This window comes from Legionella steigerwaltii (assembly GCF_001468065.1).
Taxonomy (GTDB): Bacteria; Pseudomonadota; Gammaproteobacteria; order Legionellales; family Legionellaceae; genus Legionella; species Legionella steigerwaltii.
On the sequence record NZ_LNYZ01000008.1, the window covers coordinates 102,324 to 127,392 of the forward strand.

A 25,069-nucleotide genomic window follows, 5' to 3' on the forward strand; every position below is an offset into this window, starting at 1 on the left:
CTCAGATGTTATTTGCTGTTATACTTTCAGCTGCAGTTTTGCTGCATGCGAATTAATAACATGGAGAACAGAATGAAAAAATTTACAGGATTAGTAATTATCCTGGCCGTTCTAATTCTAGGCGGATATTATGGCATGGGGGTTCTTACTGAAAGAACAATCAGAAAAAATATAGAAGTTATTGATCAATCTAATGGCTTATATGCTGAAATTGAGCAATACAATAAAGGATTATTTAGTTCTGACGCCAAAATCAAATGGCGCTTACATATTCCAGAACGCGTTGTAAAAGATGCGAATGGACAACCTCAAACTCTTCCTGCCCAAGACTTTAACATGGAGACGCCACTAACAATCCATCATGGCCCTGTTATTTTTGCTAACAATCGTTTACGTTTTGGATTTGGTTATGCTGAATCAGTTTTCCCATTTCCATCACAATATAATGAACAATTTGATGCGCAATTTACTAAAGATTCAGTGAAGCCTCAGTTGGATTTAAGTATTTTTGTTAATTACCTGAATGAAAGTACAGTGGATTTCAAAATTCCTAACTTTAAATTAATTGCAAAAGATGGTTCTGGTAACTTTGCATGGTTAGGTATGGACTCTCGTACAACGATGTCCTCTGGGATGAAAAAAGTTGAAGGTAAAATTAAGCTGGATGGCATAGATGCTATTAAAGACGATACTAAATTCACTTTAAGTAAGGTATCGAGTGATTATGATTTGCATGAAACACCTGCTGGATTGTATCTGGGGGATGCAAACTTCATATTACCTGCTTTTGCTGTTTTTGTTAAAGATCAAAAAATGTTTGAGATCATCGAGCTGGCAATTAAAACAGATAGTGATATCGAGCAACATCTTTTTAATACCCATTTTAATGTGACTTTAAAATCCATATTAGCAAATGGACAAAATTATGGTCCGGGAGAGTTGGAAGTTGCTTTAAGAAATCTTGATGCTGATGTGCTGGCTAAAATTAATCAGCAAACAACGGCAATGCAAAATGGTAATGACATGCAACGCCAACAGGCAATGCTTGCTTTGCTTCCTGAGCTACCCAAATTGTTTAACAAGGGAGCAGAATTTGAAATCTCTAAATTGAGCTTAAAAATTCCCCAGGGACAGATTGAAGGAAATCTTTTTGTAACATTGCCCAAAGGTGAAAATGCTAACCCATTTGAAATGATGCAAAAAATCCAGGGTAAAGCGAAGTTGCAAGTTCCTGCCGAAGCGGTAAAAGAAGTTATGAAGCAATCTGTGATTCAACAAATTGCCAAAAAACCTGAATTGCAACAAACTTTAACGCAACAATTGCAAGCGAACCAAACTGCAGCTCAGACAAATCAGCCTGCGCCAACCGTAGAACAATTAGCTGAAATGCAAACAAACAAACAAATAAATGCATTACAGCAAAGTGGTTTAATTACAGTTCAAGGAACTGATTTTGTTATTGAAGCAAGTTTGGACCAAGGAAAGTTTACAATTAATGGCAAACCTTATGACCCTTCAATGATGAAATTTTAGGCTGTAACTGGAGTAATTTTGTAAGGAGTAGATTGTAAAAAACAACCTACTCCTTATAAGAGCTTCTTGCGCTGCGAATGAACATTATATATTGATTTTTAATGCAGTTTTTTCTGTTCTGCCCTTGTCTCAATGGGCTTGTTTCGGTAATATACTGTTTTTAAAAGGAGGAGCTAATAATAATGACAACAATCAGTAACGAAGTAGTGGATAACACCGCTTCTCTGGCCGAAAGTGTAACTCATTCGGTGCAAAAATATTTTTCAGAGCTTAAAGGAACTGATCCTGTTGACTTATACCAATTTGTACTTGAAGAGATTGAAACACCATTGTTTCGTGCAGTGATGGAACATTGCAAGTACAATCAGTCACGTGCAGCAATTATGCTGGGGATTAGTCGAGGCACATTGAGAACTAAGTTACGTCGATATTTCGATGATAAATATGTTGGTACTAGGGACTAACTGAAATTTAAGTTTTAAAGAGGAGCTAATAAAGCTCCTTTTTTTTAATTGAAAATTTATGGTGATATTCAAGTGCAGCATATATTTTAGAAAAACCTGCTTGCAATTAACTGAGTTTTAAATCACATCTTTGCTTAGAAAAAAGTCTCATGCTAACAACTGAATAAATAAGATGTAGATATGGGCGCATTGGTCCCATATTTCTTTAAATGCAAATACATTAGGGAGCGAGCTATTTGTTTGGCCCAACCTACATCAAATTCAACAAGTGTATAGACAGGCTTGCTTGCAGCAGGAGTTAAGATATTCCAGAATACCCCTGGCTGCCAAGCAAAACCAGGCTACATTTTACTCAGCAAACATAGAGCTTACAGACTCTTCAATATTTACTCGTTTGATAGCCTGTGCGAGCATGTCTGATAAACTGACTACACGAATTTTTTCACATTTTCGTGCTTCATCAGATAGAGGAATAGTATCGGTTACTACAATTTCATCGAGGCCTGAATTTTTAATGTTATTGACCGCAGGGCCGGATAACACAGGATGTGTTATATATGCTCTAACACTATGAGCTCCATTTTTCTTAAGCTCATGAGCAGCAGAGCAAAGAGTGCCTGCCGTATCAACAATATCATCAACAATAATGCAGTCTTTATTTTTTGGTTCACCAATAATATGCATTACTTCCGATTTATTGGGGCCACTACGACGTTTATCGATAATACACAACTCAGCATGGTCCAGGCGTTTCGCTACAGCTCGAGCTCTAACAACACCTCCTACATCCGGGGAAACGACCATTATGTTCTTTAGTTTTTGATTTTTTATGTCTTCGAGAAGTATCGGAGTTGCATAAACGTTGTCTACAGGCATATAGAAGAAGCCTTGGATCTGATCTGCATGCAAGTCTACAGTAAGAACGCGACAAATACCCACAGAAGCCATCATATCAGCAACGACTTTTGCTGTAATAGGTACGCGTGCAGAGCGAACTCGACGGTCTTGACGAGCATAACCAAAATAAGGGACTACAGCAGTGATCCGAGCAGCAGAAGATCTTCTTAGTGCATCAGCCATTGTCAGGAGTTCCATCAGATTATTACTTGCTGGAGCACAGGTTGATTGAATTATAAAAACGTCCCTACCTCGGACATTTTCGAGAATTTCAATCATTGTTTCTCCATCGCTAAAAGTACCAACAGTCGCCTGGCCAATAGGTATTTTCAAATGCGAAGAGATTTGTTGAGCTAATTCCGGAGTTGCATTTCCGGCAAAAATCATCATTGTGGACATGTGTAAAAAGCCTTTAGATTTAAGGTTTAATCATTTAACTTAAACACATAGCAGAAGACAGCCAAAAAGATATTATTATTATTTGAGCATTTCAAGAACGCATCCTTCCAGGTTATCTTCTGCTGTCTGTTTACTTGAATCAACAAGAAAGTGGCAGGGGTGCTAGGATTCGAACCTAGGTATGCAGGGATCAAAACCCTGTGCCTTACCGCTTGGCGACACCCCTAAAATTTGCAGATTCTTACAATCATCCATTATAAAATTGCGTTCATCCCTGCAAATGTGTTGCGTATTTTGCAGTGCTTTTGGAAACATGTCAACTTTGAAAGCAATAATTATTTTATTTTTTAAATGGAAATAGGAGTTGACATTATAATATGAATATCATATGAGACTTAAGTTAAGACAAAGCAGAATTTGGAAAAAAGAGTTTCTAAATTCCGCTTTGTGAATCCAAATTTGGGAACTGGATTTAAACTGTCCAATTTTGGATAACTACTTTAACCATTACTCCATTGCCTTCTAGACGAATCATACTTGGCAAATCAATGCCTTTAACTGAAGTATATTTTGTGAAATTAATGGTATAACCACTTTGTTTCAGTTGTTCCAGGTGATTGTACTTATCACGGTGCTCCGCTTGAACTGGGCCGGGGGCCGGGAGTCCTCTAACCCAATAATAAAGATTGTTTACTGGGAGACGAATTCCTGTTTGTTCTACTAATAATTTGTCCGCATCGTGTGAGCTGATTTTTTTAGGACCATCTTGGTATGTTACTGTATCGCCTTTTTTGTCAATAAGGACTGTTCCGCTTCCCAAAGGACCCATGAGTCGGATTTGATAAGAACTAGGCCCATTTTGTCTCCAGTTCATAGCAGCTGACCATCCTTTTTCTTTATTTTTTGCTGCCATGGCCCCACGAAGTTCCCAGGAGGAAACGGTCTCTGTTTTTGCTTTACGTTGCTCTACCGGCATAACCTTATTTTCGGGTAATTCTGCTGCAGGTCGAGGAGGAGCGCAGGCGGTCAATAAAATGGGAGTTATAATTATTAATCGTTTTATATTATTCATTTATGTCACCTCAAGTCCATTTTTGTAGTTTTTCAATTAACAATACGCTAGACTGTTCGCATATGCAATCAGTCTTAATCAATATGAAATTAAAAGCAATTTATCCTGGTACTTTTGATCCCGTTACGAATGGTCATGTTGATATTATTAGTCGCGCAGCTAAGATTTTTCCTGATATTATTGTTGCTGTGGCGAGCAATAAGGCAAAACGTCCTTTTTTGCCGCTAGAGACACGAATTCAACTCGTAGAAGAGTCAATTACCGACATACCAGGAGTTCGTGTGCTTGGATTTGATAATCTTTTAATTGATTTTGTATTAGAACAAAATGCGGGAATTGTTTTGCGAGGTTTGCGAGCAGTGTCTGATTTTGAATATGAATTTCAGCTGGCCGGAATGAATCGAAAATTATCCAAACAAATAGAAACAATATTTTTAACCCCATCAGAAAATTTTATGTATATTTCTTCTACTTTGGTGCGTGAAATTGCACTTCTGAACGGAAATATTTCTCAGTTCGTTCCTTCATGTGTCGTCAGAGAACTCCAAAAGAGACAAAGTGAACATGGAGCTTAGAAGACTATTTAATGGCTTTTGCCTGATTATTAATTTTTTATATTTCCCCATTAATGCGGTTGCTCTGCAAAATAATATTCTACCTCCTGGTTATGCGATTGCTAGTGCAAATCCATTTGCAACGAATGCCGGACTTGAAATTTTAGCCAACGGAGGAAATGCATTTGATGCAGCAGTTGCAGTATCGGCGGTACTCGCTGTAGTTGAACCATATCACTCGGGACTAGGTGGGGGAGGATTTTGGTTATTGCATCAAGAAGACCAGCATAAAAACATCTTTATTGATGGACGAGAGGTTGCACCTCAAAAAGCGAAAAAAGACATGTATTTGGCGCCTGATGGCAGTGTGATACCTGGGCTATCCTTAAATGGAGGGCTAGCCGCTGCAATTCCTGGCGAACCTGCTGCTTTGGTATACATTGCAAAAAATTATGGACGATTGCCGCTGACAAAAACACTGGCTCCTGCCATTAAGTTAGCACAAGAAGGATTTTTGGTTGATAAGCAATTAAGCTTATTTTTGAAGAATGAAGATCGATTAGAACAAATAAAGAAATATCCTTCTACAGCTAAAATCTTCTTGAACAATGGTCGTCCTTATCTTATTGGTGAACGTTTCATTCAAACTGACTTGGCGAATACTTTAAAGTTAATTGCAGAGAAAGGAGAACAGGGTTTTTATGCAGGAGAAGTTGCAGAGCAGTTGGTTAAGGGTGTTAATGCTGCAGGAGGGATTTGGACACTTGAGGATTTAGCTAAATATCAGATTAAAGTCAGAGAGCCATTAATTGGCGCATATAATAACATGTTAATTATAACAGCGCCGCCACCTTCGGCAGGGGGTATTGCGTTATTGACTATGTTAAATATTTTGTCTCACTACCCCTTGTCTTCATTCTCAAAAATTCAATGGGTACATTATCTGGTAGAATCCATGCGCTTGGCGTATTGGCAGCGCGAGCAGTTTCTGGGTGATCCTGATTTTGTGACTATTCCTGTTGAGAAATTAATCTCGGCAGAGAATGGAAAACAGTTAAGTACATTAATCCCAGCAAATAAAGCACTACCCAGTGTAGTTTTACGAGGACAGGTAAAACAACCTAAAGGCAAACGAACCGAGAATACGAATACAACTCATTTCTCTATCATTGATGCCGAGGGTAATCGTGTTTCTGCGACCATGTCCATAAACTATATTTTTGGCTCCAGTGTTGTGGCTGACGGTACTGGTGTTTTGCTAAACGATGAAATGGATGATTTTTCTACCAAAGTTGGAGAGGAAAATGTTTTTGGCATTGTTGGTGGAGATAAGAATGCAATTGCTCCCGGAAAAAGACCATTATCCAGCATGACCCCTACTTTCCTTGAATCACCAGGACGGGTTGCCATTTTGGGCACACCAGGAGGAAGTCGTATTCCGACTATGGTTTTAATTGCATCGTTAGTGTTTCACGATGCGTACGGTGCAATAAGTATGGTTTCAGCGATGCGTTTTCATCATCAGTATTTACCTGATGTATTGCAGTTTGAACCAGACACTTTTCCTCCAGCACTACAAGAAGCCTTAAAAGCCATGGGATATCATCTAATACAATTAGAGAAATACTACGGTGATCTGCAAGCGATTACTTGGGATAAGCAAACGAATCTCCTTACTGCGGCATCAGATCCGCGAGCTATTGGATTAGCTGCCTCTATAGTGAATGCTCCAAGTGGATATGGGCATGGAGCAAAGTTTTGATTACTTTTAATAATATCAGATTATAAAAATCATTATCGTAGCCTGGGTGCAGCGCAGCGGAACCCGGGTTTTGTTGGCGCCGGATACCTCGGGTTTCGCTGCGCTGCATCCAGGCTACAAGAGACTGTTGTTCTGCACTAAGGCTGCAAAAATTGCGCTAGCCAGGCGGATTTTCTCCGACCAGCTCTTTAATTACTGCATAAGTTTGCTGAATCAATTGTTCTTTATTTTCAATAGTGAACTGCGATGCATCGATTGGTTTGCCTATATGTATTTCTGCTTTTTGTTTCAGATGAAAATTAAAGGTTCGCGCGGGTAAAATATTATTAGCACCGCGTATGCCTATAGGAATAATAGTTGCCTTGGATTGAATTGCAGTGATAAACCCTCCTTTTTTAAAAGAACCCAGTTTCCCATCTTTGGAGCGAGTTCCTTCAGGAGCAATCCACATGATAATTCCACTTTCCATTAATTGCTGAGCAAACGCTAGGTCTTTAATGGCTTGATATTTATTTTTTCGATCAATAAAAGGAAATTCTGCTGCTTGCATTGCTTTACCCATTAAGGGGACTTTAGCAAGTTCTTTTTTTGACAGCATACGAATGGAGTGTTCTGGAAATGCTTTAAATGCAAGTGGAATATCGTAGGCGCTTGAGTGATTACACATAATAATCGTAGCTTTTCCAGGTTCTGGTTGGACATTAAATGGATTTATTACCTTATATTCTACTTGTACTGCATTAAGTAATTGATCAACCCAATGATGTATTGCCTTATCTGTCCACTTACGATTTATGGTGCTAAAAAAATATTTAGAAATACAGCGCATGCTGGTGATTGCTGTATAAAACATAATATTACAAAGAACAAATGCGGTTCGTAATTGATTTATTTTCATCGATGACAGGAGTAAGTAAATTAGCGGTAATATAGCGCAAGTTCATCCGATTGCCCAGGTTTTTTAAAAGAGCCTAGTTCAAAGTAAGATCGTAAGCTCAATATAGAAAGTGTAGCAGGTTGTTCAAAAAATATTAAATATATCCTATTCTCCTCCCTAGAGTGCCTAAAAATGAGTCATCTTGGGGGATGGCATGAATATCAAAACCATTGGACATAATTTTATCTTCGCCCCAACGTTCGACCATGTATGCTTGATATAAAGTTCCATGTAGGTGAGCAATAGCATTTATTTTTTCTCGAACAACATGTCTTTTTTTATCTCCAACAAGTTCAAAATAACGTACACTATAATAAAGGTTTTCAGGCATGAGCTCTGTTGCTTTTTTGAAGTAGGGAATAGATTTTTGTTTTTTTTCTTCAAAATAAACAAGAGTATCTGCCAGCAAATAATACATTTTCGCTAGGGTTTGACGCGATTCTTTTGATTGTTTTTCATTAATAGAAATAAATAACTTAAGTTCCTTTTTTAACTCTTTTATTTCGTCCATGTGTTTTTTTACAAAATCGATTCGAACATCTAAACAATCGTTATAGTTTATGGGCACAGCTAGTCGTGCAATAAGACAATAAATTTTTCGTAATGATAATTTATTATAAACTTCCATTAGCTCAGTATTGTTGCTCAGGAATAGATATTCATTTAGTCGATGTTGTGCTTTATTCAATTGTTTGCGATCGGTATCTTTTGTAGAGTTCTTTAACACATCAACTGCCAGTAGCGTAGACGCATAATTTATAGTTGCTTTCATAACGAGTGAATCTTGAGGTCTAATTCGAACTATCTTTTTAGCCAGTTCTATTTGTTCTTCAGCCAATTGTGTTGTTGTTTCGATATTTTGGCTTAATAACGCTTCGGTTATCTTGGTTGCATTTGAGTAAAATTGGTTAAGGTAATGTTCTCGTAAGCATTCAAGCTTACTTTTATTGTATTTGAGATCTGGATTTTTTATATATAGTTCATCAGCGTCTTGAAAACGATTGCTATCTATTGCAAGGTCAAACTGATACAGCAACCATTCTTCCTTTATCAAAAGGTCTTGCAACGAATCATCTTGACCAAGCACTGGAGGATGAAGTCTAACTGCTTGGGCTAAAAACTCAATTGTTTGATTACCCATGAGCATTTTAGTGATACTCCATTTGCCTTTTTCCCTTTTGGCATCTTCTAAATATGCTTTGGCCACTTGAGTACGTAATTCAGGGTAGGGCACTAAATAGACAGCTTGTTCTTCGTAATTAAAATTCGCTTTGATGTAATCAATCGCTTTTTGCTGATCTTCTACTATTGTTGATAAGAATAATGCAGCAATGAGCTCTACAGCCATTTTTAATGCTTGAGGGTCAGATTGTTCTTGAGTTAAATAAAATTCAATAAAAGATTCTTTTAATCTTTTTTTGACTTCTGGAGACCACTCTAGTGCCTCTTGGTATTGCTCTTGGCCAGCCAGATATTCTGCATAGGCTTCGGCAAAGGGACTGGATTGAAAACAATCGGTTTTGTTAACTAATTGTCCGTAGTCTCTGATTTGGCAAATTGCATCTTGAACGGTTTTATCATCTTGAGGATCGATTGATGGTGCTAAATGAGCCAGATATTCTTGTATAAAAGTTTGACCAAATGGGTAGCCTCTATGAATGAAACTATTGAATTCAGGAAAGGCATATGAATGAGTTATGAAATAGCTCATTAAGAGGTGTTGGAGATCGCTAGAAATTTGATTCGTTCTGGGTGAGTTGACTAACTCTATAAAATGTGAAGAGATTGGGAATGCATCGGTGCCTTGTTGCAACACTGGGGCTTTAAAACCTTTGACATAACCCGCATAAGCAATTTTACCTAAAGTCATCTCAACCCGGTTAGGATGGCAATGATTCTCAAAGCCTAGCCACCCTTTAAATGACTCAAAAAGATGACGCAACCAATTGACTCGAAACACATCAACTCCATCAGTGTATAATCTCTTTCTTGGAGATGATGCAATTTCTTGCCAAAATGTTTGGTATTCAATTTCATCAAAATCATAAATAAGAAAATCCGGACGATGGACTATTCCTCTATCTTGATATTCTTCAATAATATGTCGAGCTAATCTTAATCGCAACATGAAAAATCTCAGTAAAATTAGGCAATTATATGGTAATTGAAAAGCAAGTCTTGGGCAATTGAGATAGATAATGAGCAAATTACGAGAACACAGTTTTTTTAACAATTAATTCTGGCATGTAGGACAGAAAAAAGAATTGCGTCCGGCAATTACGATGGATTCAATAGGATGTTGGCACCGCAAACAGGGCTGGTTTTTTCGGCCGTAGACTTTGAGTGATATGCTGAAATAACCCGGTTTGCCATCAAAAGCGTAAAAATCGCGTAGTGTTGTACCCCCCGAGATTATGGCCTGTTTTAGTACTTCTTTTATATGAGTAGTGAGCCTGCAACACATCTCTTCAGAAAGCATTTTTGCTGGGGAATTAGGGTGTATATTTGCCAAAAATAGGCTTTCTGAAGCATAAATATTACCAACACCTACTACAATTTCATTATCCATAATCAATGACTTGATGGGTTTATTTTTATTTTTAGCTCTTTGGAATAAATAAAGGCCATTAAATTCTTCAGAAAGAGGTTCAGGACCTAAATGGGTGAGCAGTTGATGTTGGTATGGATTTTCATGGATATAAATAAATAATCCAAAACGCCTGGGATCACAGAAGCGTAGCATAAGACCATTAGTCAGGATCAACATAATGTGATCGTGTTTTTCGGGTTTGCTCTTAGCTGTTCCAATGCGTAAGTGTCCTGACATGCCTAGATGAATTAAAAGATATCCTTTTGAGAGTTGAAGTAGAATGTACTTCGCTCTGCGGGTAACGGCGATTATTTTTTTACCGACACAAAACTCATCTAAATTATCAGGCACAGGGATACGCAGTTTGGGATTACGCACAATAACCCCTTGGATTATTTGTCCTTCAAGATGGGGTTTAATTCCTTCTTTAGTAGTTTCAACCTCAGGCAATTCAGGCATTATTTTTTATCGTCATGCTCAATGATACGGCCCTGGCTTTTTTTAATGACTTCTGTTTTAGTCGAGCTGCTTGGGAATAGGTATTGTTTTATTGTGGAAACCAACCATAGGATACCACCTATAATGATCCCCCAAACTAAAACGTAGGAAAACATAAATAACAGACCAAAAAATAGGGCGATAGCACAACCTGCTACGATAAAAGGCACCAAGGTTTCAAAGATTTTTCCGAGAGGAAATTTATCGTTCATAGCATGATTCCATAGTTTATTCTTTATTAATTATCGGCTACATAATGAAATGTTGCAACGTAAAGAGTAAAATTGTGGTATCCTTAACATGAGATAAGGATTTCCTGGAATTCTTACATGAGGTACCCAACTAAAGGATGAGTTTTTTCTTAATTTGCATTTTTGCATTTGAAGCGGAGCTATTATGGTTTTTGGTTATTTAAACCTGTCTTTTTGGGGATATGTGGTTGCAACATTGATTTTAACGCAAATTACTATTGCGGCAGTAACACTGTATCTTCATCGAAATCAAACCCATCGCGCGTTGACACTACATCCTATCATCAGTCATTTTTTTCGTTTGTGGCTGTGGTTAACTACAGGGATGGTTACCGCAGATTGGGTTGCTATACATCGTAAACATCATGCATCATCAGATGTTGAGGGCGATCCTCACAGCCCAGTGGTTTTCGGCATTAAAAAAGTGTTTTGGGAAGGAGCTGAACTCTATAAAGCAGCTCGTAAAGATAAAGAAATGGTTGCCAAATACTCTCATGGTACTCCTAAAGATTGGCTTGAACGAAAAGTTTATTCCCCTCATTCTGCCAAGGGAATTATTCTTATGTTGTTCATCGACCTATTTTTATTTGGTATCCCTGGAATCACGATTTGGGCAATTCAAATGATGTGGATACCGTTTCATGCCGCTGGAGTAATTAATGGAATTGGCCATCATTGGGGCTATAGAAATTTTGAATGTCCCGATGCAGCAAGGAATATTTTCCCTTGGGGTTTTTGGATAGGTGGTGAAGAGTTACATAACAATCATCATACTTTTGCTTCCTCAGCGAAGTTTTCAATTAAATGGTGGGAGTTTGATATAGGTTGGATGTACATTCGTATTCTTTCCTTTTTAGGCCTTGCCAAAGTGAAAAAATTACCACCAAAATTGGCTATGGACGCAGGTAAGCTGCAAGTTGATTTGGATACCGTGAGGGCAGTGATTGGGAATCGCTTTCAGGTGATGTCTAATTATTATAAAAGTGTGATTCGACCTATACTCAAACAAGAAAAAAGTAGCAGCGTTGAAACTGATGAAGGAAAGAAACTTTTTGCGCGTGCTGGCAGTTTATTGCGTCGCGAAAATTGCCTGTTGAATACAAAAGCAAAAATTCGTTTATCGAATTTGCTGGAGGCCCGTGAACAATTACGTGTTGTTTATGCATACAAGCAATCATTACAAAATATTTGGTTAAAAACTGCATCGACCCAAAAAGAGTTAATTGAAGCATTACAACAATGGTGTAGACAAGCAGAAGAATCAGGTCTTGAGGTATTGAGGCAGTTTGCGCAACAACTAAAAGGATATGTTCCTGTATATAGGTAAAATTCTTTTATAATTTTTTAATTCACTCTCCTCTCATTTTATGGAGATGAGATGAGGGGGAGAGTGATGATATTTGATTTTTAGTTTCAATTTTCTATAGTAGTATTTTATTATCGCAATAACAGGGAGTTGGTTATGATGAAAGGTGTAGCAATAGTTACTGGTGGAACTGGTGGTATCGGCACAACCATTTGTCAACGTTTGGCTGCCGATTTTCAAGTTGTCGCGTGTTATTTCAAACATGGAAAGCATGAAGAAGCGAAGCAGTGGCAAGAAGAGCAAAAAAAGCTAGGCTATGATATCGATATCGTTTATGGAGATATCGCGCAATTTGCGGATTGTGAAAAAATAATGTCCTTAATCATGGAGCGTTATGGTCGTGTTGATGTCCTAGTTAATAATGCAGGCATCACCCAGGATTGTAGCTTAAGGAAAATGACTCCTGAACAATGGCAAAATGTTATCGATGCGAATTTGACTAGCGTATTTAATATGACCCGCAATGTAATTCCAGTGATGATCGATAGGGGCTATGGTCGTATCATAAGTATTTCTTCAATTAATGGCCGAAAAGGTCAATTTGGACAATGTAACTATGCTTCTACTAAGTCTGCGCTGTATGGCTTTAGCAAAAGCTTGGCTTTAGAAGTAGCAAATAAAGGCATAACCGTAAACACGATTTCTCCTGGCTATATAGAAACCCCAATGCTTGCTTCTTTAAAAGAAGAAGTACTAAAGTCTATTATTTCAAGTATTCCTGTTGGTCGTTTAGGACGTGCAAAAGAAGTCGCTGATGCAGTTGCTTTTTTAGCATCTCCAGATAGCGGATTTATTACCGGCGCGAACTTGGACGTGAATGGTGGACAATATATGTAAACGGATGCTCAGGGTTTGATGTTGAGAACCTAGGCATTGTAGTGTTTTTTTATTCTCAAACCTCTTAACTTATAGAGAATCCTATGCAACATAATAATATCGTTTTGATAACTGGTGGTACTGGAGATATAGGCACAGCAATTGCGAAAGAATTAAATTCTTCTTACAAACATGTTTTTGCTCTTGATTTAATTGCTGAAGAGGATGGCAAGGAGTGGCAGAAAGAGCTCATTGAGCAAGGACACAAGAATATCTATTTTCGTCATATGGATGTCACTGATTTTGATCAATGCGGAATGGTTATTTCTTCTATTATTGAAGAGTTTGGAAATATCGATGTGTTAATTAATAACGCCGGTATCACTCGAGATGCTGTATTTACAAAAATGACTAAAAAACAATGGGATGAAGTATTAACTGTAAATCTTGATGGTATGTTTAACGTAACTCGCCATGTAGTTGAAAACATGAGAGAGCACGAATCAGGACGAATTGTTAATATATCTTCGGTGAATGCCCAAAAAGGACAGTTTTCGCAAGCAAATTACGCTGCCTCAAAAGCCGGTGTCTATGGTTTTACCAAAAGTTTGGCACAAGAATTAATGAGTAAGAATATCACCGTAAATAGTCTTTCACCCGGTTACGTTGATACTCGCTTAATGAAAGGTATTAGACCCGATATTCTGGATGCGATTATTGCTCAAATTCCTGCAAAGCGCTTGGCTCAAACACAAGAAATTGCTTGGGCTGTTGAGTTTTTAATTAGTGAGAAGAGTCGATATATTACTGGAGCTAATCTAAGCGTCAACGGCGGTCTTCACATGTATTAAAGAGAAAAATTATGGCTCGATTAATAAAAAAATACAAAAATCGTCGACTCTATGATACTGAGACAAGTCAGTACATAACCCTTGAGGAGTTGCAGCGTTACGTTGTAGATGGCATACAGTTTACAGTGGAAGATTCCCTAACCGGGAAAGATTTAACTAACTCCATCCTGTTACAAATTATTGTAGAGATGGAGGCTGGTTCAACTCAATTTTTGTCTTCCGATATTTTGCGACAGATCATTGCCCTGGCAAATCATCCTATGCATGCTTCTTTGAAACAAATGATGGAGCAAATGTTTCAGGTGATGGAGAAACCGTTACAAAATAATCCTTATCTTCAGGCGACTGAAAATTGGAATCAACAAATGCAAAAGATGATGCAACAATGGCAGAGTTTATTCAAAAGTTAAAAATATTATTTTGCTTATGAATGGCGTAGATATTTGAAGATTATTTTTATGGTGCACTGCAAAAAAAAATTAGTTAACCCATTGACAAATTTGTCATCAATATACTAATATTAAATTGTGCAATGCAACATAGTGGAGAATATCATGAGTCAACAAAATTTTGAAAGATGGACTGAGGTGGCTAAAAAGTTTCAAGAGCCTTTTCAAGCAATCGCTGAATTGAATGTGAAAACTTTACAAGGTATGACTTATCTCAAACCTGAAGAGCTTGCTGGTATTAAAAAGCCTGAAGAATTATTAGAAAAACAAATTAACCTAGCGGTTGAAAATGGTCATAAGGCTTTGGATTATATGCAAAAATCTTTTCAAATTCTTGAGAAAGCGATGTTAGGTTTCGTTCAAGAAGCTAAAAAAGCGACTGAAGTAAAGCATTAATTAAATATCTTATTTGAAAGCAGTTGAAGCTATTACGCTTGAACTGCTTTTTTTATTTCGATCTAATTCTATGAATCTATTGGAAATGCCCCACTAGACCGACTCAATATGCTCTATCAAGAGTGATCCGCATTAACTGCGAAGAAATTGATTTTCTAAAAAAAGTTATACGTTTTGATTTATTTTTAACCAAATGCGTGATTTTTATAATGATTAAGGAGATTAATCCAAGGAGGTTATGCCTCGGTTGTAAAATAACTCATATCAATTGAATAGATCATGCAATTCTATATGTCGATTGTACCTGTTGAAATTTTTCCAAGGGTTCTCTTTGTTTGCCAAACGTTGAAATATATTGTTTATGTGAAAAGATTGTGGATTTAATGAATTATCGTTGAGTTCTTCCCATTCAAGCGGAGTCGCTATAGGAGCTCCTTTTTTAGCACGTAAAGAATAAGGGGCAATTGCAGTCATGGCATAATCATTCCGTAAAAAATCGATGAATACTTTATTCCCTCGTTTATCTTTTCTTTGTTCTAAAGTAGTGATTTGAGGGGTTTGTTGATGCAGTTTTTCTGCTATTTTTTTTGAAATTTTTTTGATTAGATCAAACTTATAGTGCACTTTAATAGGAAGATGGATATGCAGGCCGCGAGAACCTGAGGTTTTGACAAAGGTCGTGATTTCATACTCATCTAGTATCTTTTTTAGAGTGAAAGCGGTTTTACGAATTTTTTCAAAATCATTATCTTGGGGATCCAAATCAAAAATAATTTGATCTGGTTTTTCAAGCGCAGACATTGTTGACAACGAAGTATGCAACTCTAGAGTATTTTGCCCAGCCAGATAAATCAAAGCCTTTTTAGAACGAATGCCGGTCATCTTCATTTCCGAATTATTTTGTACCGTTGGTACCGTAAATTCTTCAATGAACCCTGGAAAGTAATCAGGGCGATGTTTGTTATAAAAGCCCTCTTCATTAATCCCATTAGGATATCGTTTAAGCGATATCGGTCTATTTTGCACAAAAGGCAGGAGATGGTCTGCGATTTTATAAAAATATTCTACAACTTCTTTTTTTGAAATTTTGTCATCTGGATAAAGTAATTTATCGGCATGAGGTATATCAACACCTGCAATTTTCATAGTGACTTACTCCAAGATGGTCCTATTCTTTGTTCTTCAATAAATTATCCCTTTACAAAATCAATTGAAATTATGGTTAACAAATAACCTATATATAAATTTATTATTCAATTGATTAAATTTCAATAAAATAATCTTGAGGATTGATTGTTTCTTAGTGTGGATAGAAAAAGACTTTTTTAGTTCTCTGCAAGAGGATACAATGCTTCAAGGTTAGAAAAGAAAAAGTTAGAAAAAGTTAGAAAAGTTATTGAAATAGGGGCATTGGGTGATCATTTTTCGTTATTTAGCTAAAGAAGTGTTCCTTACTTTAATTGCGCTCACCACCATACTCGTATTAATTTTTCTGAGTAATCAACTCATTCAATACCTCAATCGGGCTGCTTCTGGAAATATTCCAGGTGTCATTATTATGAAGTTAATGATGCTTGAATTACCTACGTTACTGAGTTTACTTGTTCCATTAGGTTTTTATATTGCCATGTTGCTCGCGTATGGCCGTTTGTATGCTGAAAGTGAGATGACTGTATTGCGTGCATGTGGCTATGGCCCAAATCAGTTATTAAAACACAGTTTTATCATGGCGACCGTAGTAGCCATTATCGTAGCTGTAATCATGATTTGGGGGAGTCCGTTAATTTACATTGAACGAGCCAAGCTGTTGCGAACCACAGGGATAAAAACTTTAGTACAAACAATTATGCCTGGACGTTTTCATGCGATAAATGAAGGTCAAGAAGTGTTTTATGTTCAATCCATGAGTCGTGATCATACCAAAGCGGAACAAGTATTTTTGGCAAAACGAAGCACTGTCAATGATCAAATCCGCTGGGATATATTATGGGCGGATCAAGCCTTTGCAGAAACTGATGCGAAAACGGGGGAGGACTATATCATTCTGCAAAAGGGCAAAGAATACCAAGGCATTCCTGGACACGCAGATTATCAAGTCGCGGAATTTGGCCAATATAAAGCACGATTACCACATCCTGTTATAGAAATCTCGGAAGATCTACGCACGATGAGTACAGCCAGTTTATTACCTTTTAATAATGAAGATGCTGCCAAGGCAGCTGAATTACAATGGCGTTTATCGGTACCTATTATGGTATTTACCTTAACTTTAGTCGCTGTTCCTTTGAGTCGTATTAACCCACGTTCAGGGAAATATGCCAAGTTACTCCCTGCAATCATTATTTATATCTTATATGCTAATTTATTGTTTATTGCGCGTGATGCAATGGTTTCTGGGAAAATGCCGCAATGGATCGGTTTGTGGTGGATACATCTTATCGTAGTGGCCTTTGGATTGTTTTTAATTCGGCGTAATCAGGCGAAATTGGCATGAGTATGAAAATATTAGATCGCTACATTGCGAAAACTGTTCTTGGTTCTATTGGTTTAGTCACGCTCATGCTCGTAGGATTACAAATTTTTATTTTATTTGTTGATCAAAGAAATGACATAGGTCGAGTGGATTTCGGGATTACACAGGCTGCTTTTTTTGTCTTGTTACAAATGCCCTACCAAGTCTACTTATTTTTTCCTATGGCAAGCCTTCTTGGCTGCTTGATTGGTCTTGGAATTTTGGCCAATCATAGTGAATTGGTGGTTATGAGAGCCTCAGGAATGTCTATAGGACAGATAACTTGGGCAGTTTTAAAAGCATCAATAGTACTTATTGTGTTGGTAACTGCATTAGGGGAAACGTTAATTCCTTCCTTATCTCATTATGCCAATGATTATAAGACAGCTGCGGTCAGTGGCGGACAAACATTAAGAACTTCAAAGGGATCTTGGTTGCGTTATGGCAATGATTTTATTTCTGTGGGGTTAATACTCCCTGATAATATTTTAAATAACATTTATCAATTTCGTTTTGATAATCATCATCATTTAAAAATGTCTCGTTTTATTAGTGAAGCCCGGTATACCCCCACAGGTTGGGTGGCGTATAATGTACAGCAAACAGATTTTGAAACAGATAAAACCAAAACTCAGACTTTTGCTTCTCTTCCCTGGGATGTATCCGTAAAACCAAAAATTTTGACGATTAGCAGTATTGCACCTGATGAAATGACGTTACAGGAACTAAATCGTTACATACGAGAACAAAAGCGTAATCATCAAAATGCGGATAATTATCAGTTTGCTTTTTTACAAAGGATTATTCAACCGGTTACGACTATGGTTATGATGATCCTCTCCATCCCATTTATTTTTGGTCCTTTGCGTTCAACGACTATGGGGTCAAAACTATTGGTTGGGGCTGCAGTGGGATTTAGTTTTCATATTTTGAGCCGTTTTTTTGGTCCGCTGAGTACCGTATTTCAATTACCGCCTGAATTAGCTGCTTTAGGTCCGACCTTTATTTTTGCTTTATTAGGTTTGTATTTGATGAGAAGAGTTAGGTAATAAAACTGTTTTGAGGTAGTTTTTCTGTTTCTCTTCTATTTCATGGTAAAATATTAGCCATATAGTATTAAAACCTAATAATATGAAAATCCAGTGTAAGTTTTGCCGACAGCGCATGGAACCTACTGTGTGTTGGGAAAAAAGATTAGTCACCACGGACCAAGCGGTTTATTATTGCAGTTTATGCAAAAAACAATTATTTGTTCTAGGCGGTTTTTTGGATAAACCATTTTGGCAACGCCCTATCTATTTATGGTTTTGTGGCTCGTTTATCGTCGAACTGATTGATTATTGGGAAAAAGCGAAAAATCTTTTAAGTGAGCTGCATCTTGGTAAATTAGCTTATTTAGTTTTATCCATAATCTTAACTGTAATTGCTTATTTCTTTTTGAAATAAATTCGCATGTAGCCTGGGTGCAGCGAAGCGGAACCCGGGATCAAGTGGTTCATATGATAGAAAACCCGGTTTACGCTACGCTACACCCAGGCTACAGAGCTATACCACTTGTCCAGCAGCCCATCCTGATGACCAAGCCCATTGAAAATTATAGCCGCCTAGCCAACCGGTGACGTCTAAGGCTTCGCCAATAAAATAAAGTCCTGGAATATTTTGGGTTTCCATAGTTTTTGAGGAAATTGCGTGGCAATCCACACCGCCAATGGTTACCTCAGCGGTACGATACCCTTCAGTACCATTAGGTTTTACCTGCCAAGAGTTGAGCTGTGTCGCTACGGACTCCAAATCTCGATTTGAGAGTTCAGCAAGTTTTTTTTCGACAATCTCTGGCGCAATGAAGAGTTCAATGACGCGTTTGGGTAAGTGCAAAGACAAGATTGAATTTAATTGTTTTTGAGGTTTTTCGGATCGTGCGGTTTTTAAGTAGTTCAGAAGATTGATTTCAGGTAATAAATTAATACAAATACTCTCTCCTGCATGCCAATAAGAAGACAATTGCAAAATGGCGGGGCCACTCAAACCGCGATGAGTGAATAAGGTATTTTCACGAAATTCAATGCGTGCATTTTTAACTAAACTGTCAACACCAATCCCAGAAAGTAGGGCTATTCGTTCCTTTTCCAAAACGTCCAGAGTAAGAGGAACTAATCCGGCGCGAGTTGGCCATACTTTGATACCAAATTGCTCCGCAACTTTATAAGCAAAAGGACTGGCTCCCATTGTGGGTATGGATAAACCGCCACTGGCAATAACCAGTGATTCACAATGAAAAATCCCTTTAGTGGTTTGTATTTTAAAGCTTTGTGATTTTTGAATGTTTTCTATGCTAGTATTCAATTGGATTGTAACTGTTGCAGCATCACATTCTTTAAGTAACATATCAACAATATCTTTTGATTTATTATTGCAAAATAATTGCCCTAAGGTTTTTTCATGAAAGGGAATCTTATGTTTTTTTACAAGATCAATAAAATCCCATTGGGTATAGCGAGTTAAAGCGGATTTAAAAAAATGCGGATTATGGGAGTTATATTTTTCAGGTTCGATGTAATAATTAGTAAAATTACAACGACCACCGCCAGACATTAAAATCTTCTTTCCAACTTTATTGGCATGATCCAGTACCAAGACTTTACGGCGACGTTTGCCTGCTTCAATCGCGCACATTAAACCTGCGGCACCTGCACCTATAATAACGACATCAACTGCTTCCATAATCGGATTTGACTTGTATTAAATAATCGGGTCCAAGGGTACCATGCATCAAGGGTAATGCAAAGGGTGATCCTTGATCGGATTGAGATTTTTTTATACGATGATTATTCACACTTTATAAAATAAATGGATTTTATGTCTTTTTTGACACGACTTTGGGCAATCTTACTAGGAAGTACTGTCTTACCCTTACGTATTCTGGCAAACAATGCCCTATATGCAATGGCAGCATTCCTTTTAGGAATTGTACTTGTAATCGATTTTCCTATTAAGGTGGCGATTAATTTTAAAAATATGGGTGTGTCAAGCGGGACGAATTTTCTGTTATCTACGCTAATTGTTTTTCCGCTGGTGGCGATAATAATTACAGCAGCTCTTGCAGTTGCAACGGCTTATCTCACTTACAATACTGTCATTAATGTGCTTGAGTCATTCTGGCTTGGTTTTAAAAATGGTTTATTCTATGGCATGGACGGTTTTTGGAGTGCATTAGATTCACAATCTCTTTTTGATCCAAGTTTGTATCTAAGTGCTTTTCAAGGGGGAGTGAGTCCAGATCAATTAATTGATGATGTAGATTTTGATGGGTTTCAACGGGTCCCAGCGGAGTTGCGAGACGTTGAGGTGGTGCACGAGGATTTGGAAGTTCCTGATTTGCAAGATATCCCTCCAAAAATCGCTACCAAGTTATTAAGTGACATTGAATTTAAAAAAATTGATGAATTAATAAACCTGCTTAGCCTTCCTAAAGAACCTTTACGGCCAGAGATAAAAAGAAAATTAGATGTTTTAAAAACTTTGTATACCCAATATAAGGACTTGACGAAAAAATTGGAGGATGTACGTACTGCTTTAGTTGAGGGTGATAAGTCCAAAATTAAGGATGAAATGATCGCTTATAATGAGGTGGAAACGCCTATTTTGTTGGTTAAGCAATATAAAGACGGAGAAAAATGGCATAATGTTCCCGCTGCCAGTTATGTGACGGATAAAGGGAGTTTATTGCGTTGGTTAAAACTAAATCCAAAACATACTTTACTTAAAGATTTTCTGAAAACCCCCGACCCTTATAACAAAAAGGAAACCAAATATATTTGGTATGAACTTACAAAAGATGATTGTTCTTCCCAAGAATTAGATGAGGCAGCTGTTGAGATGCGTGTTTTGGCTAATACCTTATTGCCTCTATTATCAGAACAACAAAAATTAGATTTAGAGCCAGGGTCTTCCCCGCAATCATTTTTTGTTCTTGGAGTTCATGATAATTCTGATCTGTCTCACGATAAGGTGAGTGCAATCAATCCTCAAATTCTTTAGGGAAATTTATGGTTCAAAAAAAGAGCACATCCGTTTTTTTTCTTTTTTGATTTATAACCCAGAGGTCAATTTAAGCTTATACTGTAAATATGCAAAAATGATTCAGTTAAGGGTCAACATCATGAATGAACTTGATATTTTACAATTATTTTATGATGAGATGAAAAATCGTGGAATCACTCGGGATCAAGTATTTTTAAGTATGGAAGAGGACGCAGCGGCAATGCTTTCTCAAAAATTACAGCAGCCTGTATCAGTGGAAGATGTACAAAAGTTAACTGACATATGCATTGCCAATGAATGGCTGGAACGGACGACAGCGGATCCTCATTATAAATATTTGTCGTTAACTGAAGCGGGATTACAAATCATTTTAGCAAATCGATACAGTTAATTACGCCTCAAGGGTATAAACTTTAAGCAAAAGTAGGTAAAATACGTCAATTTTATTCTTTTTTGTTGTCAATATGCCAAAACGAACCGATATTAAATCCATTCTTATCCTCGGAGCAGGTCCTATTGTGATAGGACAAGCATGTGAATTTGATTACTCTGGTACCCAAGCGGTACGCGCCCTAAGGGAGGAAGGGTATCGAGTAATCCTGGTAAATTCTAATCCTGCTACCATTATGACTGATCCAGAACTTGCTGATGCAACTTATGTTGAGCCTGTTTCCTGGAAAGAAGTAGCGCGTATCATTGAAATTGAGCGCCCAGATGCTCTTTTGCCTACTATGGGAGGACAAACAGCTCTGAATTGTGCTCTGGATCTAGTACGTGAAGGAATCTTGGCGAAATATGATGTTGAAATGATCGGCGCAACACGAGAGGCAATTGATCGCGCTGAAGATAGAGAAAAATTTCGTCAATTGATGATTAAAATTGGTTTGGATATGCCACGTTCGGCAATTGCTCATAGTATGGAAGAAGCGATCCAGGTACAAGCACAATTAGGTTACCCAGCAATTATTCGTCCTTCATTTACTATGGGTGGTAGTGGTGGCGGTATTGCTTATAACCGAGAGGAATTCGAAGAAATTTGTATGCGTGGTTTGGAGTTGTCACCAACCCATGAATTGTTGATCGACGAGTCAGTGCTGGGTTGGAAAGAGTTTGAAATGGAAGTAGTCCGCGACAAAAATGATAATTGCATTATTGTCTGTACCATAGAGAACTTTGATCCTATGGGGGTGCACACTGGAGATTCGATTACTGTGGCTCCAGCACAAACGCTCACCGACAAAGAATATCAACGCATGCGTGATGCAGCCATTAAAGTGTTAAGAGCTGTAGGAGTGGACACAGGGGGATCGAACGTACAATTTGCTGTTAATCCAGAGGATGGTCGTATGCTTGTTGTAGAAATGAACCCTCGAGTTTCACGAAGTTCTGCTTTGGCTTCCAAGGCAACTGGTTTCCCTATCGCAAAAGTTGCAGCAAAACTGGCTGTAGGCTACACTCTTGATGAGTTAAAAAATGAAATTACAGGTGGCAAAACCCCTGCTTCATTTGAACCAAGTATTGATTATGTTGTCACAAAAGTACCCCGATTTAATTTCGATAAATTCCCTCAAACCTCAGATACACTGACTACACAAATGAAGTCCGTGGGCGAGGTGATGGCCATCGGCTCCAATTTCCAGGAATCGTTACAAAAAGCAATTCGTGGATTAGAAATAGGGCGTTCTGGTTTGCACCCTCTGTTCCAAAAAGGCGATTTAGCACGTTTAAGAGGGCATTTACGCGAGCCAACCCCAGATCGACTTTGGTACATTGCTGATGCATTTAGAAGCGATATGTCGCTTGAAGAAATTCACCAGGAAAGTCGTGTTGATCCTTGGTTTTTGGCCCAAATCGAAGAACTGGTTGCCCTGGAGCGTTCAGTCGCAGGTAAAAAACTGGCGGATGTGGATGCCGTGACCTTACGGTTGCTGAAACGACGCGGTTTTGCTGATGCTTATTTAGCTAAACTCTGGTCGTGTGCCGAAGAACAAGTACGTACACAACGTAAAGAACTAGGCATTGTTCCTGTTTACAAGCGCATAGATTCTTGCGCTGGGGAATTCCCGAGTGATACGGCTTATATGTATTCTTGTTATGAAACCCGTTGCGAAGCTCGCCCAGATACTACTGACAAGAAAAAAATTATGATCCTTGGCGGTGGACCTAATCGTATTGGTCAGGGTATTGAGTTTGATTATTGCTGTGTGCATGCCGCTATGGCGCTTAGGGAAGCGGGTTGTCAAACCATCATGGTCAATTGCAATCCCGAAACAGTATCTACTGATTTTGATACCTCAGATCGCTTGTATTTTGAGCCGGTGACTTTAGAGGATGTTTTAGGTATTGTCGACGTAGAAAAACCAGACGGAGTTATTGTGCATTACGGTGGTCAAACCCCCTTAAAATTAGCACGTGCTTTAGAAGCAAACGGGGTTAAAATCATTGGGACTTCTCCTGACGCCATCGATAGAGCGGAGGATAGAGATCGGTTTCAAAAGTTAGTGACGGCGCTGAAATTACATCAACCTGATAATGGTACGGTACGTAGTGAGGCAGAGGCTATTACTTTAGCAAATAAGATTGGTTATCCATTGGTCGTTAGACCTTCCTATGTTCTCGGAGGTCGAGCAATGGAAGTTGTCTACCAAGAAGATGATTTACGACATTATCTCTCGCATGCGGTGGCTGTATCTAATGATTCACCCGTATTGTTAGACAAATTTTTAAATGATGCCATCGAAGTAGATATTGATGCAGTTTGTGATGGAAAAGAGGTATTGATTGGTGCTGTAATGGAGCACATAGAGCAAGCGGGCATTCATTCGGGAGATTCTGCGTGTACCTTACCTCCATTTAGCCTCAGTGTTGTGGTGCAACAAGATTTAATGGAGCAAATGCGTCAAATGGCATTGAATTTAGGCGTAGTGGGTTTGATTAACGCGCAATTTGCGATTCAAGCGGATGACATTTATGTTCTAGAAGTTAATCCAAGAGCGTCAAGGACAGTTCCTTTTGTTTCCAAAGCGACAGGGCTTCCTTTGGCTAAAATTGCTGCGCTTTGCAAGCTGGGAATTAGTCTAAAAGAGCAAGGTTTAAGTCAAAATCATCATATGCCATCGTTTTATTCAATAAAACTCCCAGTTTTTCCTTTCATCAAATTTTCTGGAGTAGATTCTATTCTTGGCCCTGAAATGAAATCAACAGGTGAAGTAATGGGTATTGCCAGACGTTTTGGACAAGCTTATGCTAAGGCACAATTGGGAGCAGGCTGTAATATAGCCAAACGACGACGTGCATTTGTCTCCGTTCGTGATGCAGATAAAACACGAGTGGGGGAAATTGCAAAGCGATTGATTGAGTTGGGTTTTGAAATCATTGCAACGCGTGGCACTGCTTTGGCTTTGCAGGCAGCAGGTGTGGATTGTCGCAGAGTATTTAAAGTGAATGAAGGTAGACCACACGTTTTGGATTTTATAAAAAATAACGAAATTGATTTTATTGTCAATACAACCGAGGGCAAGCAAGCAATCGCCGATTCTTTTGCAATCAGACGCAATGCATTACAACACAAGGTTAGCTATACTACGACTTTGTCAGGTGCTGAGGCAGCTTGTTTGGCTATGAAATATGAGGATAGGGAGACTGTAACCCGGTTACAGGATTTACATTAGGTGCGGTTGA

At 38.1% G+C, this 25,069-nt stretch carries 23 protein-coding genes and 1 tRNA gene; 15 read left to right on the forward strand and 9 right to left on the reverse strand.

Annotated features, from left to right (window positions below):
* Positions 1-72: 72 nt before the first annotated feature.
* Together Lstg_RS05810 and Lstg_RS05815 are read left to right on the forward strand one after the other, a co-directional pair.
* Positions 73-1,533 carry a YdgA family protein gene (locus tag Lstg_RS05810; protein ID WP_058476720.1) on the forward strand — a complete coding sequence of 487 codons (1,461 nt, stop codon included), beginning with the start codon at positions 73-75 and terminating at the stop codon, positions 1,531-1,533.
* Positions 1,534-1,715: 182 nt separating this feature from the next.
* The gene (locus Lstg_RS05815) at positions 1,716-1,997 is read left to right on the forward strand and encodes a helix-turn-helix domain-containing protein (RefSeq protein ID WP_058476721.1); all 282 of its coding nucleotides are present in this window, start codon (positions 1,716-1,718) and stop codon (positions 1,995-1,997) included.
* Positions 1,998-2,345: 348 nt separating this feature from the next.
* On the opposite strand, the gene Lstg_RS05820 is transcribed toward Lstg_RS05815, so the two are convergent.
* The 3 genes from Lstg_RS05820 to lolB all read right to left on the reverse strand — a co-directional run bounded on the left by Lstg_RS05820 (position 2,346) and on the right by lolB (position 4,365).
* A complete protein-coding gene (locus tag Lstg_RS05820; RefSeq protein ID WP_058476722.1) occupies positions 2,346-3,293 on the reverse strand; it encodes a ribose-phosphate pyrophosphokinase in 948 nt (315 codons plus the stop codon).
* A gap of 151 nt (positions 3,294-3,444) precedes the next feature.
* A tRNA-Gln gene (locus Lstg_RS05825) sits at positions 3,445-3,519 on the reverse strand.
* 246 nt (positions 3,520-3,765) lie between these two features.
* The gene (gene lolB / locus Lstg_RS05830) at positions 3,766-4,365 is read right to left on the reverse strand and encodes a lipoprotein insertase outer membrane protein LolB (RefSeq protein WP_058476723.1); all 600 of its coding nucleotides are present in this window, start codon (positions 4,363-4,365) and stop codon (positions 3,766-3,768) included.
* A 62-nt stretch (positions 4,366-4,427) separates the two neighbouring features.
* Here lolB and coaD point away from each other — a divergent pair, with 62 nt between their 5' ends.
* Both coaD and ggt read left to right on the forward strand, forming a co-directional pair.
* Entirely contained in the window at positions 4,428-4,940 is a 513-nt protein-coding gene (coaD, locus tag Lstg_RS05835; RefSeq protein ID WP_058476794.1) for a pantetheine-phosphate adenylyltransferase, read from the forward strand.
* A complete protein-coding gene (ggt, locus tag Lstg_RS05840; RefSeq protein ID WP_058476724.1) occupies positions 4,930-6,681 on the forward strand; it encodes a gamma-glutamyltransferase in 1,752 nt (583 codons plus the stop codon). The genes coaD and ggt overlap by 11 nt, the downstream gene beginning before the upstream one ends.
* Before the next feature lie 157 nt (positions 6,682-6,838).
* Here ggt and Lstg_RS05845 read toward each other — a convergent pair whose 3' ends face one another.
* From Lstg_RS05845 to Lstg_RS05860, 4 genes are all read right to left on the reverse strand, one after another.
* The gene (locus Lstg_RS05845) at positions 6,839-7,579 is read right to left on the reverse strand and encodes a lysophospholipid acyltransferase family protein (RefSeq protein ID WP_058476725.1); all 741 of its coding nucleotides are present in this window, start codon (positions 7,577-7,579) and stop codon (positions 6,839-6,841) included.
* 133 nt (positions 7,580-7,712) lie between these two features.
* Entirely contained in the window at positions 7,713-9,746 is a 2,034-nt protein-coding gene (locus tag Lstg_RS05850; RefSeq protein WP_058476726.1) for a hypothetical protein, read from the reverse strand.
* A 105-nt stretch (positions 9,747-9,851) separates the two neighbouring features.
* Positions 9,852-10,667 (reverse strand): bifunctional DNA-formamidopyrimidine glycosylase/DNA-(apurinic or apyrimidinic site) lyase, encoded by an 816-nt coding sequence (gene mutM / locus Lstg_RS05855; protein ID WP_058476727.1) that lies wholly within the window; start codon positions 10,665-10,667, stop codon positions 9,852-9,854.
* Entirely contained in the window at positions 10,667-10,918 is a 252-nt protein-coding gene (locus Lstg_RS05860) for a hypothetical protein (RefSeq protein ID WP_058476728.1), read from the reverse strand. Before Lstg_RS05860 ends, mutM begins: the two co-directional genes overlap by 1 nt.
* A gap of 184 nt (positions 10,919-11,102) precedes the next feature.
* On the opposite strand from Lstg_RS05860, the gene Lstg_RS05865 reads away from it, so the two are divergent.
* The 5 genes from Lstg_RS05865 (at position 11,103) to Lstg_RS05885 (ending at position 14,835) form a co-directional block, all read left to right on the forward strand.
* Entirely contained in the window at positions 11,103-12,284 is a 1,182-nt protein-coding gene (locus Lstg_RS05865; protein ID WP_058476729.1) for a DesA family fatty acid desaturase, read from the forward strand.
* A gap of 135 nt (positions 12,285-12,419) precedes the next feature.
* Positions 12,420-13,160: an acetoacetyl-CoA reductase gene (phbB, locus tag Lstg_RS05870; protein ID WP_058476730.1), complete on the forward strand. Its 741-nt coding sequence runs from the start codon at positions 12,420-12,422 to the stop codon at positions 13,158-13,160.
* 83 nt (positions 13,161-13,243) lie between these two features.
* Complete coding sequence (gene phbB, locus Lstg_RS05875) at positions 13,244-13,990, forward strand: acetoacetyl-CoA reductase (RefSeq protein ID WP_058476731.1); 747 nt, start codon at positions 13,244-13,246, stop codon at positions 13,988-13,990.
* Positions 13,991-14,001: 11 nt separating this feature from the next.
* The gene (locus tag Lstg_RS05880) at positions 14,002-14,400 is read left to right on the forward strand and encodes a polyhydroxyalkanoate synthesis regulator DNA-binding domain-containing protein (protein WP_058476732.1); all 399 of its coding nucleotides are present in this window, start codon (positions 14,002-14,004) and stop codon (positions 14,398-14,400) included.
* A 144-nt stretch (positions 14,401-14,544) separates the two neighbouring features.
* Positions 14,545-14,835 (forward strand): phasin family protein, encoded by a 291-nt coding sequence (locus tag Lstg_RS05885; RefSeq protein ID WP_058476733.1) that lies wholly within the window; start codon positions 14,545-14,547, stop codon positions 14,833-14,835.
* A 264-nt stretch (positions 14,836-15,099) separates the two neighbouring features.
* Here the strand turns inward: Lstg_RS05885 and ligD are convergent, their stop codons facing one another.
* Positions 15,100-15,981, reverse strand: a complete 882-nt coding sequence (ligD, locus tag Lstg_RS05890) for a non-homologous end-joining DNA ligase (protein ID WP_058476734.1) — start codon at positions 15,979-15,981, stop codon at positions 15,100-15,102.
* Between the two features lie 268 nt (positions 15,982-16,249).
* On the opposite strand from ligD, the gene lptF reads away from it, so the two are divergent.
* The 3 genes from lptF (at position 16,250) to Lstg_RS05905 (ending at position 18,793) form a co-directional block, all read left to right on the forward strand.
* On the forward strand, positions 16,250-17,329 hold the full coding sequence (lptF, locus tag Lstg_RS05895; protein ID WP_058476735.1) for an LPS export ABC transporter permease LptF: 1,080 nt from the start codon (positions 16,250-16,252) through the stop codon (positions 17,327-17,329).
* Positions 17,326-18,396: an LPS export ABC transporter permease LptG gene (gene lptG / locus Lstg_RS05900; protein ID WP_058476736.1), complete on the forward strand. Its 1,071-nt coding sequence runs from the start codon at positions 17,326-17,328 to the stop codon at positions 18,394-18,396. The genes lptF and lptG overlap by 4 nt, the downstream gene beginning before the upstream one ends.
* A gap of 127 nt (positions 18,397-18,523) precedes the next feature.
* Positions 18,524-18,793, forward strand: coding sequence for a hypothetical protein (locus Lstg_RS05905; protein ID WP_238585379.1), 270 nt, complete (start codon positions 18,524-18,526; stop codon positions 18,791-18,793).
* Between the two features lie 99 nt (positions 18,794-18,892).
* Here Lstg_RS05905 and Lstg_RS05910 read toward each other — a convergent pair whose 3' ends face one another.
* On the reverse strand, positions 18,893-20,068 hold the full coding sequence (locus Lstg_RS05910; RefSeq protein ID WP_058476738.1) for a BaiN/RdsA family NAD(P)/FAD-dependent oxidoreductase: 1,176 nt from the start codon (positions 20,066-20,068) through the stop codon (positions 18,893-18,895).
* Positions 20,069-20,203: 135 nt separating this feature from the next.
* On the opposite strand from Lstg_RS05910, the gene Lstg_RS05915 reads away from it, so the two are divergent.
* The 3 genes from Lstg_RS05915 to carB all read left to right on the forward strand — a co-directional run bounded on the left by Lstg_RS05915 (position 20,204) and on the right by carB (position 25,059).
* A complete protein-coding gene (locus tag Lstg_RS05915; protein WP_058476739.1) occupies positions 20,204-21,385 on the forward strand; it encodes an APC family permease in 1,182 nt (393 codons plus the stop codon).
* A gap of 121 nt (positions 21,386-21,506) precedes the next feature.
* Positions 21,507-21,779 carry a hypothetical protein gene (locus tag Lstg_RS05920; RefSeq protein WP_058476795.1) on the forward strand — a complete coding sequence of 91 codons (273 nt, stop codon included), beginning with the start codon at positions 21,507-21,509 and terminating at the stop codon, positions 21,777-21,779.
* A 73-nt stretch (positions 21,780-21,852) separates the two neighbouring features.
* On the forward strand, positions 21,853-25,059 hold the full coding sequence (gene carB / locus Lstg_RS05925; RefSeq protein ID WP_058476740.1) for a carbamoyl-phosphate synthase large subunit: 3,207 nt from the start codon (positions 21,853-21,855) through the stop codon (positions 25,057-25,059).
* Positions 25,060-25,069 lie beyond the last annotated feature (10 nt).

Excerpts from the sequence above, each read along its gene's own strand:
- Lstg_RS05810 (WP_058476720.1), top strand. The coding sequence starts at position 73 with ATGAAAAAATTTACAGGATTAGTAATTATCCTGGCCGTTCTAATTCTA.
- Lstg_RS05815 (WP_058476721.1), top strand. The coding sequence starts at position 1,716 with ATGACAACAATCAGTAACGAAGTAGTGGATAACACCGCTTCTCTGGCC.
- Lstg_RS05820 (WP_058476722.1), bottom strand. The coding sequence starts at position 3,293 with ATGTCCACAATGATGATTTTTGCCGGAAATGCAACTCCGGAATTAGCT.
- lolB (WP_058476723.1), bottom strand. The coding sequence starts at position 4,365 with ATGAATAATATAAAACGATTAATAATTATAACTCCCATTTTATTGACC.
- coaD (WP_058476794.1), top strand. The coding sequence starts at position 4,428 with ATGCAATCAGTCTTAATCAATATGAAATTAAAAGCAATTTATCCTGGT.
- ggt (WP_058476724.1), top strand. The coding sequence starts at position 4,930 with ATGGAGCTTAGAAGACTATTTAATGGCTTTTGCCTGATTATTAATTTT.
- Lstg_RS05845 (WP_058476725.1), bottom strand. The coding sequence starts at position 7,579 with ATGAAAATAAATCAATTACGAACCGCATTTGTTCTTTGTAATATTATG.
- Lstg_RS05850 (WP_058476726.1), bottom strand. The coding sequence starts at position 9,746 with ATGTTGCGATTAAGATTAGCTCGACATATTATTGAAGAATATCAAGAT.
- mutM (WP_058476727.1), bottom strand. The coding sequence starts at position 10,667 with ATGCCTGAATTGCCTGAGGTTGAAACTACTAAAGAAGGAATTAAACCC.
- Lstg_RS05860 (WP_058476728.1), bottom strand. The coding sequence starts at position 10,918 with ATGAACGATAAATTTCCTCTCGGAAAAATCTTTGAAACCTTGGTGCCT.
- Lstg_RS05865 (WP_058476729.1), top strand. The coding sequence starts at position 11,103 with ATGGTTTTTGGTTATTTAAACCTGTCTTTTTGGGGATATGTGGTTGCA.
- phbB (WP_058476730.1), top strand. The coding sequence starts at position 12,420 with ATGATGAAAGGTGTAGCAATAGTTACTGGTGGAACTGGTGGTATCGGC.
- phbB (WP_058476731.1), top strand. The coding sequence starts at position 13,244 with ATGCAACATAATAATATCGTTTTGATAACTGGTGGTACTGGAGATATA.
- Lstg_RS05880 (WP_058476732.1), top strand. The coding sequence starts at position 14,002 with ATGGCTCGATTAATAAAAAAATACAAAAATCGTCGACTCTATGATACT.
- Lstg_RS05885 (WP_058476733.1), top strand. The coding sequence starts at position 14,545 with ATGAGTCAACAAAATTTTGAAAGATGGACTGAGGTGGCTAAAAAGTTT.
- ligD (WP_058476734.1), bottom strand. The coding sequence starts at position 15,981 with ATGAAAATTGCAGGTGTTGATATACCTCATGCCGATAAATTACTTTAT.
- lptG (WP_058476736.1), top strand. The coding sequence starts at position 17,326 with ATGAGTATGAAAATATTAGATCGCTACATTGCGAAAACTGTTCTTGGT.
- Lstg_RS05910 (WP_058476738.1), bottom strand. The coding sequence starts at position 20,068 with ATGGAAGCAGTTGATGTCGTTATTATAGGTGCAGGTGCCGCAGGTTTA.
- Lstg_RS05915 (WP_058476739.1), top strand. The coding sequence starts at position 20,204 with ATGTCTTTTTTGACACGACTTTGGGCAATCTTACTAGGAAGTACTGTC.
- Lstg_RS05920 (WP_058476795.1), top strand. The coding sequence starts at position 21,507 with ATGAATGAACTTGATATTTTACAATTATTTTATGATGAGATGAAAAAT.
- carB (WP_058476740.1), top strand. The coding sequence starts at position 21,853 with ATGCCAAAACGAACCGATATTAAATCCATTCTTATCCTCGGAGCAGGT.